15 protein-coding genes are annotated in these 16,251 nt (G+C 57.0%); 7 read left to right on the top strand and 8 right to left on the bottom strand.

The genetic code is table 11. From position 1 onward, the window contains the following. Nucleotides 1–4: 4 nt before the first annotated feature. On the top strand, nt 5–1,372 hold the full coding sequence (locus tag AC2T28_RS03570) for a formimidoylglutamate deiminase (protein ID WP_486747569.1): 1,368 nt from the start codon (nt 5–7) through the stop codon (nt 1,370–1,372). On the opposite strand, the gene AC2T28_RS03575 is transcribed toward AC2T28_RS03570, so the two are convergent. Further along, the gene (locus AC2T28_RS03575) at nt 1,369–1,902 is read right to left on the bottom strand and encodes a HutD/Ves family protein (protein WP_486747570.1); all 534 of its coding nucleotides are present in this window, start codon (nt 1,900–1,902) and stop codon (nt 1,369–1,371) included. The genes AC2T28_RS03570 and AC2T28_RS03575 overlap by 4 nt on opposite strands. 78 nt (nt 1,903–1,980) lie before the next feature. Between AC2T28_RS03575 and hutC the strand changes: the two genes are divergently transcribed. Further along, on the top strand, nt 1,981–2,682 hold the full coding sequence (hutC, locus tag AC2T28_RS03580) for a histidine utilization transcriptional repressor HutC (RefSeq protein ID WP_486747571.1): 702 nt from the start codon (nt 1,981–1,983) through the stop codon (nt 2,680–2,682). A gap of 290 nt (nt 2,683–2,972) precedes the next feature. On the opposite strand, the gene AC2T28_RS03585 is transcribed toward hutC, so the two are convergent. Continuing rightward, nucleotides 2,973–4,544: a choice-of-anchor L domain-containing protein gene (locus AC2T28_RS03585; protein ID WP_486747572.1), complete on the bottom strand. Its 1,572-nt coding sequence runs from the start codon at nt 4,542–4,544 to the stop codon at nt 2,973–2,975. 137 nt (nt 4,545–4,681) lie between these two features. Between AC2T28_RS03585 and AC2T28_RS03590 the strand changes: the two genes are divergently transcribed. Then, the gene (locus AC2T28_RS03590) at nt 4,682–5,029 is read left to right on the top strand and encodes a hypothetical protein (protein WP_486747573.1); all 348 of its coding nucleotides are present in this window, start codon (nt 4,682–4,684) and stop codon (nt 5,027–5,029) included. Between the two features lie 17 nt (nt 5,030–5,046). On the opposite strand, the gene AC2T28_RS03595 is transcribed toward AC2T28_RS03590, so the two are convergent. The 3 genes from AC2T28_RS03595 to AC2T28_RS03605 all read right to left on the bottom strand — a co-directional run bounded on the left by AC2T28_RS03595 (nt 5,047) and on the right by AC2T28_RS03605 (nt 8,823). After that, the gene (locus AC2T28_RS03595) at nt 5,047–6,102 is read right to left on the bottom strand and encodes a transporter substrate-binding domain-containing protein (protein WP_486747574.1); all 1,056 of its coding nucleotides are present in this window, start codon (nt 6,100–6,102) and stop codon (nt 5,047–5,049) included. Between the two features lie 77 nt (nt 6,103–6,179). Continuing rightward, nucleotides 6,180–7,247: a Hint domain-containing protein gene (locus tag AC2T28_RS03600; protein ID WP_486747575.1), complete on the bottom strand. Its 1,068-nt coding sequence runs from the start codon at nt 7,245–7,247 to the stop codon at nt 6,180–6,182. 4 nt (nt 7,248–7,251) lie between these two features. Then, complete coding sequence (locus AC2T28_RS03605) at nt 7,252–8,823, bottom strand: Hint domain-containing protein (protein WP_486747576.1); 1,572 nt, start codon at nt 8,821–8,823, stop codon at nt 7,252–7,254. Nucleotides 8,824–9,141: 318 nt separating this feature from the next. Here AC2T28_RS03605 and dapE point away from each other — a divergent pair, with 318 nt between their 5' ends. The 3 genes from dapE to rnr all read left to right on the top strand — a co-directional run bounded on the left by dapE (nt 9,142) and on the right by rnr (nt 13,051). Continuing rightward, nucleotides 9,142–10,287 carry a succinyl-diaminopimelate desuccinylase gene (gene dapE / locus AC2T28_RS03610; protein WP_486747577.1) on the top strand — a complete coding sequence of 382 codons (1,146 nt, stop codon included), beginning with the start codon at nt 9,142–9,144 and terminating at the stop codon, nt 10,285–10,287. After that, nucleotides 10,284–10,709, top strand: a complete 426-nt coding sequence (locus tag AC2T28_RS03615) for a GNAT family N-acetyltransferase (protein ID WP_486747578.1) — start codon at nt 10,284–10,286, stop codon at nt 10,707–10,709. The genes dapE and AC2T28_RS03615 overlap by 4 nt, the downstream gene beginning before the upstream one ends. Before the next feature lie 80 nt (nt 10,710–10,789). After that, a complete protein-coding gene (rnr, locus tag AC2T28_RS03620) occupies nt 10,790–13,051 on the top strand; it encodes a ribonuclease R (RefSeq protein WP_486747579.1) in 2,262 nt (753 codons plus the stop codon). A gap of 34 nt (nt 13,052–13,085) precedes the next feature. Here rnr and AC2T28_RS03625 read toward each other — a convergent pair whose 3' ends face one another. Then, nucleotides 13,086–13,502 carry a DUF1801 domain-containing protein gene (locus AC2T28_RS03625; RefSeq protein ID WP_486747580.1) on the bottom strand — a complete coding sequence of 139 codons (417 nt, stop codon included), beginning with the start codon at nt 13,500–13,502 and terminating at the stop codon, nt 13,086–13,088. Then, a complete protein-coding gene (locus tag AC2T28_RS03630; protein WP_486747581.1) occupies nt 13,499–14,200 on the bottom strand; it encodes a glutathione S-transferase family protein in 702 nt (233 codons plus the stop codon). The genes AC2T28_RS03625 and AC2T28_RS03630 overlap by 4 nt, the downstream gene beginning before the upstream one ends. Nucleotides 14,201–14,285: 85 nt before the next feature. On the opposite strand from AC2T28_RS03630, the gene AC2T28_RS03635 reads away from it, so the two are divergent. Further along, nucleotides 14,286–15,011, top strand: coding sequence for a helix-turn-helix transcriptional regulator (locus AC2T28_RS03635; RefSeq protein ID WP_486747582.1), 726 nt, complete (start codon nt 14,286–14,288; stop codon nt 15,009–15,011). Nucleotides 15,012–15,071: 60 nt separating this feature from the next. On the opposite strand, the gene AC2T28_RS03640 is transcribed toward AC2T28_RS03635, so the two are convergent. Continuing rightward, nucleotides 15,072–16,247: an ABC transporter permease gene (locus AC2T28_RS03640; RefSeq protein ID WP_486747583.1), complete on the bottom strand. Its 1,176-nt coding sequence runs from the start codon at nt 16,245–16,247 to the stop codon at nt 15,072–15,074. Between the last annotated feature and the right edge of the window lie 4 nt (nt 16,248–16,251).

The following is a 16,251-nucleotide window of genomic DNA, read 5'->3' on the forward strand; positions in this document are numbered from 1 at the left end:
TCAGATGCAGACAATATTCGCCAAGCGCGCCTATACCCATTCCGGCTGGGTCCACGATCTGCGGCTGAGCCATGACAGCGGACGGATCACCGCACTGTCAGCCAATGCAACGGCTGAGGTCGGGGATGTTCTAGTCGATACCCTACTGCCCTCACTGGGCAATCTGCACTCGCACACATTTCAGCGAGCTATGGCCGGGATGACCGAGGTGCGCGCAGCGGGGCGGGACAGTTTCTGGACCTGGCGCACATTGATGTATCAGTTTGTCGAGCATCTGAGCCCGGAACAGTATCAGGCGATTGCCGCGCTGGTGTTTATGGAGATGCAGGAGGCCGGATATGCCTCAGTGGGGGAGTTCCACTATGTCCACCACCAGCCCGGCGGGCAGCGCTATGATGCGGTCAGCGAGCTGAGCCAGCGGGTGTTTGCCGCAGCTTCGGAAACCGGGATTGGCCTGACCCATCTGCCGGTGCTGTACAGCTATGGTGGCGCTGGACGGACTGAGCTGAACGGCGGGCAGTTGCGGTTTGGCAATTCGGTAGATCAGTTTTCTGATCTGGTTGCGCAAACCCGCGAGGTTGCAGCCAACACCCTGCCCAAAGACGCCAAGGTTGGCATCGCCCCCCACAGCCTGCGCGCCACCTGCCCCGAAGATCTGCAACAGGTGCTGGACATTCAGGCTGGCAATCCGGTGCATATCCACATCTCGGAACAGCCAAAGGAAGTTGAAGACGTTCAAGCTTGGCTGGGTGCGCGGCCGGTGGAGTGGCTGTTGCAGAATGCACCGGTAGATCAGAACTGGTGCCTGATCCACGCCACCCATATGACCAGCGCCGAGACCCGCGATATGGCCAAATCTGGCGCGGTTGCGGGCCTGTGTCCGATCACCGAGGCGAACTTGGGCGATGGGCCGTTTAACGGGGTCGAGTATCTGGCCCATGGTGGCGCCTTTGGGGTTGGGTCGGATTCCAACGTTCGGATCTCACTCCCCGAAGAGCTGCGCACGTTGGAGTATTCCCAACGGCTGCGCGACCTGAGCCGCAATGTGATTATCCCCGGCGAAGGATCCGTTGGAGAGGCGCTGTATCTGGGCGCAGCCAAAGGCGGTGCGCAGGCTCTGGGTCGTGATGCTGGTCGGATCGAGGTTGGGGCGCTGGCGGATCTGGTGGCGATTGACAGCGATGTTCCTGCCTTATGCGCGTTGCGTGATGATCAAATTCTGGACGGGCTGTGCTTTGCCGCTGGAGATGACACCGTTACCGACCTGTGGTCGGCGGGGCGTCATCAGGTTCAAGGCGGACGGCATGTTGCGCGAGACAGTATCGTGGCTAATTACAAGGAAGCGGTCAGCAGCCTGCTTTCGGCGCTTTAAACCGGGGCAAAGTTGATTTGTAAAACCACCCCGTCATCGGACAGCGTTCCGGTGGCGGGGGTATCCAGAACCAGACCTTGGTGCTGTTCGAATGTACCGAGTGGCCCCATGCCCAGCTGGCCGGCTAAGACAAACAGGACGTTCTCTCCACCCTCTAAATCAATCGACCCGCCGTCTACAACACTGGCCTTTGCCTGAACGAATTGCGGATCAAAGATCACGTTGAAAGCCTGACAGGGACCGTCGGTCAATGTCGCGTCCAGCGATAGGCCACCGTCGAATTCAACGGGCTTACGCGGCTGCGCCACGTGTTCACCACCAGTTCCGCGCAGTATCAGCCCCTGCCCCGTTGCAATCGTGTGGATACGCGATAGACCCGGAAAAGCCGAAAAGGCGCCGTTTTGGGTGATGTCGGCAAAGCTGAGCCGCCAGGCCATTTGACCGTGAACCATACGCTGGGCTAGTTCTCGCGTTGTGCCTCGGCCATTCCTCCATGGTTCTGGCGCGATTTCATCCACCGAAAAGCGCATCACGGTTCCTTTGCAATCTTAGTTTAATGTAGACATAATGACATTAGGCCAGAGTTAATACCAGCATTGGAGCCACGTGTGCTGCCGCAAAAAAAGACCGGTTTTCAAGATGTCCGCGACGAAGTTCTGAAGCGGATCGAGGATCGGGTCTGGCCGCAGGGGGCACTGTTGCCAACCGAGCTGGAACTGGCCGCCGAGTTTGGTTGCGCCCGTGCAACCGTGAACCGGGCACTGCGGGAGCTGGCCGAACGCGGAATCATTGATCGCAAACGCAAGAGCGGCACGCGGGTGGCGGTGACACCGGTGAAACAGGCCAAGCTCGACATCGCGGTGATGCGTCAGCAGGTCGAGGAGATGAACGCCACCTATCGCTATGCCTTGGTCAAACGGCAGCAGATTGCCGCGCCGGCATGGTTGGCGTCGCAATTGGGCTTGGCCAGTGATGCGCAAGTGTTGCACCTGCACTGCATGCATTACGCCGATAACCAGCCATTTCAATTCGAAGAACGCTGGATCAATATTGCCGCTGTTCCCGAGGTGTCAGAGGCGGATTTTGAAAGCGTGGGACCAAATGAATGGTTGCTGGCCGAGGTACCATTTTCCAATGCCGAGATCGCATTTTCTGCCGTTGCGGCCAGTGAGCAATTGGCTGAATTTCTGACCTGCCTACTGAATGCGCCGCTGTTCCAGATGGAGCGGACCACCTGGTTTCAGCAACAGCCTGTTACTTTTGTGCGCATGACGTTTCACCCCGGATACCGGATGAGCACGCGGTATTGACCGGCACAGGTGACTGCGCCGTTCTGGTTCCGGATCTTGCCGGACTTGGTTTGTTTTAGTTTCAGTTCGTTACTAGTGGCGACGTCGCCAAAGCAGAGGTGGTCGGGGACTTTATCCCCCGAGCGTAAATGCACTCCGTATAGCGCCCCTTTCACAAGGGGGCCCGGTTCCAAGTGCCGGGCTTGTCAGGCCGGGCGGTGATCATGATCGCTGGGTAAACTGACATAAAAAGGGAAACACCAGGTAACCGGGGCGTACGCTGGGCGCGCAACACCCCGGACATTTGAAGCTTAGGACTTCAAGACCAGCTGGCTTTCATGCGCCTTGAGACTGGGGCGTACGGTTGGCCCATAGTTTTGCCAGTCTTCCATCAGGTCCAGAACCTCGGACCGGGTATCTGCATCAAAGGCATCGAGGGTTTCATCACCTGGGTGATAGCTTTCACTTTCGAGCCCATTGCCACTGACGATTTCATGCTGGTCAAACAACAGATGGACATAGGTCACCGGCTCACCATCCGCCTGCACGCGGATTGAGTGGTCATTGACCAAATGCTTGGCCTTGATCAGCACTTCGGATTGGCCAAACAGCAGCTCGGCCCGTTCTGAAGTGATCAGGACGCGGTGGTTGGCAGATAGCGCAATGCGGTCGTGATTGCCCAGCGCGCCGGGTGCAAAGACTACCGGAGCATCTGCGCCTTTGGCGCTCCGCTGGCTGCGCCCGATCCAGCGCAAGGGTTGCGGCCCGTGATCTCGAGTTACAACCATCGTGCCCAGTTCCAGTTGCTCGACTGGGACAAGGCCATCAACGGTATCAATCATAGTCCCGGCGACAAAGCAGGCTGGGGTGACCGTACTTGTATCTGTTGTGACATCGACAAACCCGACATCGGTGTTTCCCTGATCGTCTTCGACGGTGTAGGAAAACGTGTTTGTCTCGTCCTCGTCATTGACGATGGCAAAGGTGCCGTCAGCGTTCAATGTGACCTGCTCGCCGGTTGCCAGAGTGACTGTATCTCCGGCGCTGACAGGTTGGCCATTGATGTGAGTGATCGTCAGAGTGGAGCCTGTTGGGCCAACATCATTGCCCAGAACATCGATGCTTTCCGATCCATCGCCAGACACTGTGGCCACGTCATCGGTGGCAACCAGGGCCGTTTGAACCGAGTCGCCGGCGATCAGTAGGTTGGAATCATACTTCGCATCACCGGCGTCAGCGATACCGATCTTGATGGTGTTTTCCTCGCCCGGAATGACCGGCGCCTTGAGCGTCAGGGTGACGGTGAACCCGTCCATTTCAGTGTTGTAATTGTCATCTGACTGCGCGTTATCAACATAGAGGTTTTCGTTCGACCCATCGTTGATGTTGTCGATCGAAATGTCGCCTTCGCCAACCGTCAGTTCAGCCTGAACACCGTTGACCCAGACGCCCACGACATCGTTGAAGCCCTCGTTGACGTATTCCAGATACTCCTCGGACGAGAAGGTAATCTGCATAGTCAGGGTGGACCCGTCGGGGACAAAAGTCGCTTCGAACACTGCGGCGTCATAAGTTTGCTGGCCTGCAAGTGCGGTAAGGTCGCTGTCACCGCTGGTGTCGTGCTCGGTTGTTGTTGACGCTGATGTGTTCACGTCACCGCTGCTGTTGGTGATATCCGATGCATTGCCTGTGGACAGGATAACTCCGGTATCCGACGGCGTGATATCCGGCGCGGTTGCATCGCCGTTGGAATAAACCCCAGACGCTGAGGAATCGCCGGTATAGCTGGCGCTGACAATGGTAATGCCACTGCCGAACATAGAGTTCGCCATGTCAGCAGCTGAGGCGGAAGTATCAATGGGCAATTCTGAAGCAGTAGGCACGATATGTTCCTAAAATGATGTCTCAGTGCCCAACTAAACTTAATGGCTTTCAAAAAAGATAATTTTCCGATGGGCTTATTGTCTCCAGTCCAGCCATTTGGTTGACCACACCCCGGTTGCAGGGGTATGGCAGCGAAATGGAAAAGAAAAAGAAATCCCGTCAGCAGGTCTATACGCTTGTGGTTCAGATTGGCCGCAAAGAAGGCGACGGCCTGCCCAAAGGCGCAACTGGCGCGGCACTGATGATCTATGCTTCGGGCATCGATGAAGCCGAGGCTGTGCGCGAAACGGTGGCGATTTTGAAGCAGGCTGATACTGCGCCGCTAGACGTAACGGGCTATGGCACACTGGCTGACCGCGAGGCTGAGGGTCAGGACATCGGGTCAGAAGAGCGCGAGCTGATGCAGCGCGCACTAGAAGAGAACTCAGTGATCGTGGCGCAGATGACGCCATTTTTCGGCGACGAAGACACCACCGTACACTGACAATTTAGCCAACGTGTTCAGTTGCGCGCGCCATACCAGCGACGGTAGATCCTGTCATAGGTTCCGTCTTCGCGCAGGGCAAGCAGGGTACGGTTGACATCTTCAACCAGATCCGAACCGCTGGGAAAGGCAATTCCGTAGCTTTCTTTTAGAAAGACCGAGCCAACGGCCTGGCCGAAATGACTGCCTTGATGGGTGGCATAGTAGTTCAGAATTGGCGCATCAAAGACCACAACCCGGATGTCGCCCTCTTCGAATGCGGTCAGGAGTGGCTCCAGCCCGTCATAAGCACGGTAATCGATATCGCGGCGGTCCAGAAAACCTGCAGCAGTGGAGTTTTCGATGGTGCCAACCTGTTTGCCATACAGATCATTGACCGAATTGACCGAGCCGGTGATGGCGTCCACGGTCATCACTGCGGTGATCTTGGCCACAAAGATCGACACCACAAACAGGGATGACAACACCAGCATCACGCCAAACACGCGCCCCACCGGCGTACGTGGCACACGCTCTTCGAACCCACCGTTGACCACTAGATTCAGCGCCCACCAGAAGGACGGGAACCAAGCCTCTTTCAGCGGGCGATCAAAATAGGGTTGGGCCCGGCGTTCAAATCCCCACATCAGCATACCGCCACCCAGCAACAGCAGAAACGCTATGCCAATCGCAAACGCAAGATCCCAAGACAGCAGCGCCTTGGCCAGGGATGGCCCCTGCACATCGGACAGCGGCACCATCATTTGCAGGCCGCTTTCAAAGATTGGTTGGCTGAAATCCATTTCGACTTCACGGGCCGATGTAATCGAGATGTTGGCAATCGCAAGATCAGCCTCACCTGCTTTGACCTGCTCCAGCATATCGGAAAAACTATCGTGACGGTTGATTTTCACGTCCCAATCGAGCCGCTTGGATAATGCGGCAAGCAGTTCGATGGAAAAACCGGTATCGCGGCCATTTTCAACCAGGGAAAATGGCGGGCGGGTGACGGTGGAGACTGTCACACTCTGTGCAGCCAGGGAGGACCCCCAGACCAACAGCAGACAAATTAGGGAAAAAGCAGATCTGAGCAATGGGCCATTCGATCATAGAAACATGCGGTTTCCATTTTTCTTAGGCGGAACATTGCCAACGCGCAAGTGCCTGCAATTTAGGCAACGCGCCGTTCAGCCAATACTGTTGCATCAAAAGACCGCAACACTGGGTATTTGGATCGGCCGTGCTCGGGCAATTCAGAACGATCCAGGTTCGCAAGCAGGCTTGCAGCCAAGCGTTTTGGGTCTCGGCGCAATCGACCAATAAAGAGGCTTTCCACCACCGCCCCCGCAGCCAAGGGGGCCGCATGATCGGGGAGTATCAATTGCATATACGACATCGAGGTCGCAGCCAGATCAGGCTGGTATGCAGTTTGCGTCGCCACAAGATGTTGGGCAGGAACCAGAACAGATTGTTGGCCAAAGAGGTATTCAACTTCGGACCCGGAAATCACCAAGCGCTGAGAAGGCGCGACATCGATATCCTGCTGCAGGTTAAAGTATGGCGCGCGCAGCCGAATGGGGTGAAACGAGCCAACGTTTGGCACAGATCTGCGCACCACATGCAGCACCGGAACCGAGATGCCTTCACCGGTCAGCACCAGATCACCCCGTTTCAAGTTGGTCAGAGACTGATACCCATAGGGCGTCGCGATTGGGGTTTGAGCCGTCAAACTGGGCATTGGGCCCACAGGTTCGATCTGGTCAGAAAGCGCAACGTATTCGACATCAGGCGACACAAATCGGAATGGGCCGGGTTGCAGCAAGGCTTGAAGATCGCCCAGCCGCCAGGGTCGCGGAGACTGTAGCGGCATGATCTGAACCTGCCCACTGTCTACGCGTTCTAACGCCAACTGCCCCCAGCGTCGGGGCGCATCCCAGGAATATGTCATCCGCAACAGATCAGCGCGGGCGGCTTCTGACGGATTCAGCGTACGGTGCAAGACAGCACCGGACTGCTCTAATACCAGGTTCAACCCACCACCCGGCACCGCCCGGATTGCCAATTTAACGGGCCAGTCGCCCTCTTGGGCAAACAGGACCATAGGTTCCGGGCGTGAGGTGCTGGGTAATCGCATCTCGATGACCAACGAGCCCTGAACCAACAAGGCGTCCTGATCCGCCCCGGGCTGAGCAGCCTTGAATTGAGTGCGATGCGCCGAAGAAACTGCCAGCCAAGCCATCTGGTTATGCCACTTTGACAGCTGACAACAGCCGGGCCTCATAGCCTTTCAACGCAGGCCGCACTGATCCTCCATAACCGTCGCCGGTTGAAGGATCCAACTCGGGAAACAACGTGCAAATCTCATCAACTGCGGGCTGTTCCAACAGATTTGTTGTCTCGGGTCCTGGCAAGAAGCTTTCGGTTTCCAAGCCTTCCGAGAAGATCACCTGATGCTGGTCGAACATCACATGCACATAGGTCACATCACCGCCGGGGCGACGTGTCACCGAGCGGTCATTCAACAGATCTTTGGCAGCCACCAAAACCTCGCCTTCGCCGAACAGCAATTCGGCTAGGCTGTCACGCACAAGCACGCGGTGTTGCGGCGAGACCAGCAGGTCGCGGTGAGATCCAAAGGTTCCAGCCCGGATATGGATCGGAGCAAAATCGCCTTCGGCTTTGACCATACGGGCACCAACCCAACGGATAGGCTGCGCACCGTCGTCTCGGGTTTCGACCAAATCGCCCGGTTGCAGATCTTCAACCGCAACCTCGCCAAAAGGGGTGCGGATCAGGCTGCCCGCCACGAAACAGGGAATTGAGCTGACGTTGACGAAGCCAGTATCCGAGTTGGAGCCGTCGGTTGTGGCGTAGGTAAAGTTAAACTCGTCAGGATCACCGTCACCTGTCAGTGTTAGGGTGCCATCAGCGTTCAACAGCACTGTCTGGCCAGTGTTTAACGTGATCACGGTGCCTGCCGTAACAGCCTGACCATTTACATGTGTGATGGTCAGGGTGCTGCCTGTGTCATGTACATCGTTGGCCAGAACATCAATGGTGCGAGTGCCATTGGGATCAAGGTAGGTAGAGTCGTCCATTGCAACCAGGCTGGTCTGAACGGAATCTCCGGCGATCAGAAGGTTACTGTCATAACTGCTGTCAGACACGTCAGCGACACCGATACGGATGCTGTTCACCTCGCCTGGGTTCACATGCATGGTCAGGGTCATCGTAACCGTCAGCCCATCCATCTCGGTGTTGTAGGCATCATTCGAGTTATCGAGATACAAGTTTTCATTGTTAGTAGAGTTCACGTTACCCGGGTCAGCATCGCCATTGCCAATAGTCAGATCCACCTGTTGGCCGTTGATCCAAACCCCAACAAAATCCTGATAAACCGAGTTCTGGAATTCCGGATATTCCTCGGAGGAAAAAATGAACTGCATCGTCATCACGCCAGAATCGGGGATGAAGCTGACATCTAGGTACGAGGCATCATAGGTATTGGTGCCCGCCGCCGCGTTGAAATCGGAGTTGTTGTTTTCACCGCCAGTATTGCGGGATTGGTTGGTATCCTGGTTCGCCTGCCCGTTAGAGTTGGTGTATTGCGTCGCCCGACCGGTGGACAGAATGACACCAGTATCGCCAGGAGTTGCCCCGGGCGCGATACTGTCGCCATCGGAATAGATAGCCGAAGATCGGTTATCGCCAGAATAGCTGGCACTGACCACTGTGACGCCATCGCCAAAAATCGTCTCGGCCATCTGGGTGGCACTGGCATTTGTCTGATAGGTTAGTTCCGACGCTGCAACCATGTCTCTGCCTCATTCCTCGATGAGACAAAACACCCGTCGCGAGGGTTTACCCCCGTCAAGATACACGGACCCCGCCTGTTGACGGTGGTTGATTTGTGGTCCCGCTATTACGGTGACCGCTGTGCTCGGATGCCCTGCCTCGGGTCAGTTATTAACAAATCCCTAACATAAGGCAGGCAACCTGTCAGCCTTGTTGATCAGTTCACGCCAAGACGCTGCTTTTACGCCACATTTGCGATTCCATATGGTGAGAGCTTGAATTGCACCACGGTTGAATACGCGCTAGGCCAAGGCAACGCTGTTTTCCCGGAGCCCCAAATGCCCAATATCGATGCCGCCCGCCTGACTGCTGATCTGATCCGCTGCCCCTCGGTCACCCCTGTGGAAGGTGGAGCGCTGGTACTGCTGGAAAAGCTGCTGAGCGAGGCCGGGTTTACCTGCGCCCGCGCCGACCGGGGCGAGGTCAGCAACCTGTTTGCCCGTTGGGGAGACAAGGGCCACGCGCGAACCTTTGGATTTAACGGCCACACAGATGTTGTGCCGGTTGGGGATGAGGCCGCCTGGACAGTTGACCCGTTTGGGGCCGAAGAAAAGGATGGCTTCATGTATGGGCGCGGCGCAACGGACATGAAATCTGGCGTTGCCGCCTTTGCCGCTGCGGCGATTGATTTTGTGCGTGAAACGCCTCCGGACGGGGCGATTATCCTGACCATCACCGGCGACGAGGAAGGCGAGTCGGTGGACGGCACCACCGCATTGTTGGACTATATGGACGCCGAAGGCGAGCAGATGGCGGCCTGTCTGGTGGGCGAACCCACCTGCCCTGACAGCATGGGAGAAATGATCAAGATCGGCCGTCGCGGATCGATGACCGCGCGGTTTACCGTGACCGGTGTGCAGGGGCATTCGGCCTATCCGCACCGTGCCAACAACCCGCTGAACGCCATGGTGCGGCTGATGGATATTCTGGCCAGCCACGAGCTGGATCAAGGCACCGAGCATTTTGATGCCTCGACCCTGGCGGTTGTGACGGTGGACACTGGCAATAGCGCCACCAATGTGATTCCGGCGCAGGCCAAGTCAGCGGTGAACATCCGGTTCAACGACTCGCACTCCGGTGCCAGCCTGACCCGCTGGCTGGAGGATGAAGCCGCCAAGGTGGCCGAGGAATTTGGGCTGGAGATTGATATGACAGTGCGGATCTCGGGTGAGAGCTTCATCACCCCTCCGGGCGCTTTGTCTGACTTGGTGTCCAATGCAGTTGAGGCTGAGTGCGGGGTGAAGCCTGAGCTGTCGACAACCGGCGGCACATCCGATGCGCGCTTTGTCAAAAACCACTGCCCCGTCGTGGAGTTTGGACTGGTCGGCCGCACCATGCATCAGGTGGACGAACGGGTTGAGGTGGCGCAGATCCATCAGCTCAAGTCTGTCTACGCGCGGATCCTCAAGGACTACTTTGCATGACATACAAGATAGAGGTCACCCAAGACCACGAGACCTGCTTTGCCCTGAGACACCAAGTATTTGTTGATGAACAAGGTGTGCCGCAGGAAGAAGAGCTGGACGAGTTGGACCCAACGGCCAGCCATCTGCTGGCAACGGATCAGGGAACACCGGTTGGCACGGCGCGCGTGGTGTTTCAGGGCGACACCGCCAAGATCGGGCGCGTCTGTGTCATCAAATCCGCCCGCGGCACTGGTTTGGGTGCTGAGTTGATCAAGGCATCGGTAGAGCTGGCCAAAAACCAGCCTGACATCACCAAGGCCAAATTGGGCGCGCAGGTTCATGCAATTGGCTTCTATGAAAAGCTTGGGTTCACGGTTTATGGCCCCATCTATCTGGACGCGGGGATTGAGCACCGCGATATGGTTCAGGATCTGACATAGCCCCTTGCCTGCGCGGTGGCTCACCGCGCACTGCGCATTTTCCCAATGACCTCTCCTGCCTGCCATGTTAGGCGGGGGATATGAGCCGTATTCCTTCCAAGGCTGAAATCCTCGACTGGATTTCCGCCAACCCGACCCTCACCTCGAAGCGCGACATCGCCAAGGCCTTTGGTATCAAAGGATCTGACCGTATTGATCTGAAGCGCCTGCTGAAAGAGCTTGAGGCTGAGGGGCACCTTCAAAAGCGCAAGAAGAGCTATGGCGATCCGGATCGCCTGCCGCCCGTGACCGTGCTGCTGGTCAAGGCACCGGACGATAACGGCGATCTGTTTGCGCAGCCGCTGGAATGGCACGGTGAAGGCGTTGAACCAATTGTTCTGGTGATGCCACGCGCCAGTGATCCGGCTCTTGGCCAAGGCGACCGTATTCTGGCACGCCTGACCGTGGTGCATGAAGAAGACCACAATTATGAGGCCCGGCTGATCCGCCGTATCGGCAGCAACCCCAAACGGGTTCTGGGAATTTTCCGAAAACGCTCGGAAGGTGGTCGCATCGTGCCAATCGACAAATCAGCCTCGGCTGAGTGGATGGTTGCCGAAGACGCAACCCATGGCGCACGAGATGGTGAGTTGGTCGAAGCCGAACAGGCCGGACCCAAGGGCCGCATGGGCCTTCCCCGTGCTCGCATTGTTGAACGGCTTGGCGATCCATCTGCCCCCAAGGCTGTATCGCTGATTGCCATTCACCAGCATGGCATCCCGGATAACTTCCCCGATTCCGTGGTGGAAGAGGCCGACAAAGCCAAACCAATGGGCCTGAAGGGGCGCAAAGACCTGCGCGATATGCCGTTGGTCACCATCGATCCGTCAGACGCACGCGACCACGATGACGCCTGTTACGCCCATGCCGATGACGATCCCAAGAACCCCGGCGGGTATATCGTTTGGGTCGCCATTGCCGATGTCGCCGCCTATGTCCGCCCCGGCACCGCGCTGGACCGCGAAGCGCGTAAACGGGGCAATTCCAGCTATTTCCCCGACCGGGTTGTACCGATGCTGCCGGATCGGTTGTCGGGTGACCTGTGCTCGCTGCACGAAGGTGTGCCACGCCCTTGTATTGCGGTGCGGATGAAGCTGGACGCCGAAGGCAACAAGGTCTCGCACCACTTTGAACGCGCATTGATGCGGTCGGCCGCGTCGCTGCATTACGCCGAAGTGCAAGACGCCATGGATGGCAACCCAAATGATCGTACAGGTCCGCTGCTCGAAGAGGTAATCAAGCCGCTCTACGCTGCCTATGCATTGCTCAAGACCGCGCGCGCTGAACGGCAACCGCTGGAACTGGACCTGCCCGAGCGCAAAATTGTTCTGGATGACAAAGGCACCGTTCAGTCGGTCAACTTCCGTGAACGTCTGGACGCCCACCGACTGATCGAAGAGTTCATGGTTCTGGCTAATGTCGCTGCCGCTGAAACCCTGATCGAAAAACGCGCACCGCAGCTGTTCCGGGTGCACGAAGAACCCGCGCCCGAAAAACTGGATGCGCTGCGCGAAACCGCATCCGCTGCGGGTCTGACTTTGGCCAAGGGGCAGGTTCTGCAAACCCGCCATTTGAACGCCTTGCTCAATGCCGCCGCTGGCACCGACGAAGCCGAGTTGATCAACATCTCCACCCTGCGCTCAATGACACAGGCCTATTACGGTATCGAAAACTTTGGCCACTTTGGTCTGGCGCTGCGCAACTATGCGCATTTCACCTCACCGATCCGCCGCTATGCGGACCTGATCGTGCACCGGGCGCTGGTGACCTCGCATGGTTGGGGCAAAGACGGGCTGGACCCAGCTGAGGTCGAGAAGCTAGAGCAAACTGCCACCCATATTTCCGACACCGAGCGCCGGTCGATGATGGCCGAGCGGGACACCACCGATCGTTATCTGGCAGCGTTCCTGTCGGAACGCGTAGGCAACGAGTTCACCGGGCGCATCAATGGCATCGCCCGATTTGGTGCCTTTGTGAAGTTAGATGAAACCGGAGCTGACGGTCTTGTTCCTGTGCGCAGCCTTGGGCGTGAGTTCTTTCATTTTGACGCTGAGGCCGGCACCCTGATGGGATCAGACACCGGGCTGATCATTGCCATCGGCCAGCAGGTTACGGTTCGCCTGACCGAGGCCACCCCGGTCACCGGTGGGTTGCAGCTGGAGCTGTTGACGATTGAGGACAAGGCCCTGCCCCGTGGTGGCAGCCGCAGTCCGGCGGGCCGATCCGGCGGCAAACGTAAGCAAGCCAAGGCCAAGCGCAAGTCTGATAAGATCAAGCGCAAAGTTGTACGCAAACGGCGCTGACAGTGAAGAGTGCGTGCTTGCACGCACCACTCTCCTATCCGTCTGTCGACTGACGAATATGATATGTCAGCGCCCGTTTGATCAGCCAGCCATGGCGCATAGGTTCAACCTCGTCGGCCCGATCAAACAAGATCGCCCGCGTGCCTTCGACCCGATCCCAGGCAGGAAATGTCACTAGGTACTCGGGAATCAACTGGCTTTGGCAGTGCACAAACAAGCCAAACCGCGCAGACTTGGGTACGCCCAGCCGCACAGTTGATCCGCTTTTACTCTCCGGTGTCAGATAGGCGGGCTGTCCCCATTTCAATGTCTCCTCGATCCGCCCGGCGGCAGGCGTTTCTGCCGCCGTATCAAAGATCAATTCGCGCAGCGCCAGCAGGCCTTTACGAGCTTCAGCATCTTCTAGCTCAAAGGCTTGCTCAACCTTGGTACTGGCAAACGGATACTTCATGGCAATGGAACGGCCTCTTGGAACACACGGTCAACATAACCGGTTAGCTTTGGGTCGTCACTAATGCGGAGTACAAGTTTGGTTTGTACGGGGGTTGTTTGCATTGCCTGCAGCATCGACGCCACGCTGAAATCCGCGCTGGTGATCTTGCGGCCCAACAAAAACGGGCTGTCCTTTAGCAAAGCTGTGACCGCTTCGAGATCCTGGTCCAACCGGTCGGCTCTGTCTTTTCCACTGAAACGTCCGATACCGTTGAACGACAACCCACTTTTGACCGACTTGCGTATCGATTTGGTGATTGGACGGCGCACAAACCCCGGAATGTCCTTGAAATAGGTATCGCGGATGGTTGGCCAAACGTCGTCGTCCCCCCAGCGGTCTTGCACAACGTGGAAGTACAAAACGTCCTCGGCCATACGGGTTAGCGCGTGGCCATATGCCTTGTCGCGCGACGACAGGTCAGGATCAAAATCATTCCCTTTGCCTTCGAGATATTTGCGGATCTCCGTGCTGTCGGCGACCAATCCAGCAGGGGTTTTCATCACTGGCAACTTGCTGTGGGGCATCTTGCGGGGATCGTTCAGGTCCTCGCGCTGCCAGGCCTGACCCGAGTATTGCAGCAACAGGGCAGCTTTGACGCAAAAAGGGCTGAGGCTGAAGACATCACCGTTGCGAGGGTATGTAAGAAGGGTCAGCATGTGTTGTTTCCTAGTTCTGAAAGTTGTCCTCTTGCTAAACGCACCTAATGACAGTTTCTGTCATCAGGTGTAGGGATACTAAGATATGTCCAGAACCCATCGCCTGTTCCAACTGATGCAAGCCCTGCGCCAGGGGCCAGGTCCCAAAACCGCCGCCGGTTTGGGACAAGATCTGGGCGTGTCCGCCCGTAGCATTCATCGCGATATCGCCACGTTGCGCGAAATGGGGGCGGTGATTGATGGTGAGGCTGGCTATGGCTTTACCTTGATCGAAGACAACGCCCTGCCGCCGATGGGGTTTCGCGATACCGAGCTGGAGGCACTGGTGCTGGGTCTACGTGAGGTGCAGCAGATTGGCGATCCGGACTTGGCCGAGGCCGCGGCCGAAGCCTTGCGAAAATTGCAAGCACGACTGCCCGCAAGCCAGTCCAACCGGCTGCGTCATGCCGTATTGGCAGCGCATCGCTTCAAGCGTCCGGAAATACCACTCATTCCGGTCTCAAAGCTGCGCGAGGCGACCTGGGATGAGCTGGAAGTCCGTTTCGACTATTCTGACGCCAAAGGTGCCGCCACCAATCGGCAGGTCAAACCCCTGGGGCTGGTCTACTTTGATCATTCGACCGTTTTGGTCGCCTGGTGCCTGCTGCGGGATGATGTTCGGCTTTTTCGACTGGACCGGATGTCAGACTTTCAAGTGACAGATCAGAGCTTTCGCCCCCATCGCGTGGCCATGCTGCGGGATGCTTTGTCCCAATTGCAGGCCGATCGTGAGGCCGCCTGCCCTCCTACGCCAACTAAGTCTGCGCAGTAACCACAAATGGAAAAGGCCCCGGAAAACTCCGAGGCCTTGTTCTGTGTACTGTTGCCAGGTTTAGCTTGGCGACATGCCCCGCAAGCGCTCGGAGCGACGACGGAGCAGTTCCAGTGTCGCCAGAAGACAAATCGAAATCGCCACCAGGATTGTCGCCACTGCCAGAATGGTTGGTGAAATCTGCTCGCGTAGACCGATAAACATCTGCCAAGGCAATGTTTTCTGACCAGCTGACCCGACAAACAGCACCACAACCACCTCGTCAAACGACGTGATAAAGGCAAACAGACCACCCGAAATCACACCCGGCAGAATCAGTGGCATCTGAATTCTGAAGAATGTGGTGACAGGGTCTGCGCCCATATTAGCAGCAGCGCGTGTCAGCGAGCGATCAAAGCCCACAAGGGTTGCCGTAACCGTGATGATCACAAACGGTATACCCAGTACAGCGTGAGCCAGAACCACCCCAAAGTAAGTCCCCTGCAGACCTAGACGGCTGTAGAAGAAGTACATACCAGCAGCTGAAATGATCAGCGGCACAATCATCGGCGAGATCAGGATCGCCATGATAGCCCGACGGAATGGCACGTGGGGTTGGCTGAGACCGATTGCGGCAAGTGTACCAAAGCTAACTGACAGCAGTGTCGCCATCGGCGCAATCCGAACCGAGTTCCACAGCGCGTTCTGCCAATCCTGGTTGCTGAAGAAATCGCGATAGTGCTTGAGCGAATAGCCTTCGGGATCAAAACGCAGCATTTCAGGCGTAAAAGTAAAGAAGTCCTGAGAGTTGAAACTTAGCGGCATAACTACAAGGATTGGTGTGATCAGGAAGATAAAAATCGAGCCACAGATCACTCGGAATGTGTAGTGCCACAAGACTTGCCCAGACGTGAGGTAAGGCGCGAGATGTGCACGGTAGCGAGATGTGGCCAGCCAGAAGATGAACCAGCCAGCGAACCAGCCAAACAGGCCACCAACCACCGCAGCGGGCAGTCCAGCCATGGCAAAACCGGCGACAATAAAGATCGCAGCCAATGCCCAGCGGATTGGTTTTTCTTTGTCGGTCATACTAGCAAAGACAAATCCAAGCGCTGCCAGCAATATTGCACCAACCACTACCCCTATCGGACCGGACCCCTGAGAGGTGCCAACGAACAGTCCAAAGAAGGCCCCGGATGCAGCGGCAGTAGCCGCTACAAAGCCGGGAGTTTGATTTTCTACAGGTGTAAGAGCCATCTGT

The sequence above is a fragment of the Parasedimentitalea nitratireducens genome, from assembly GCF_057444295.1.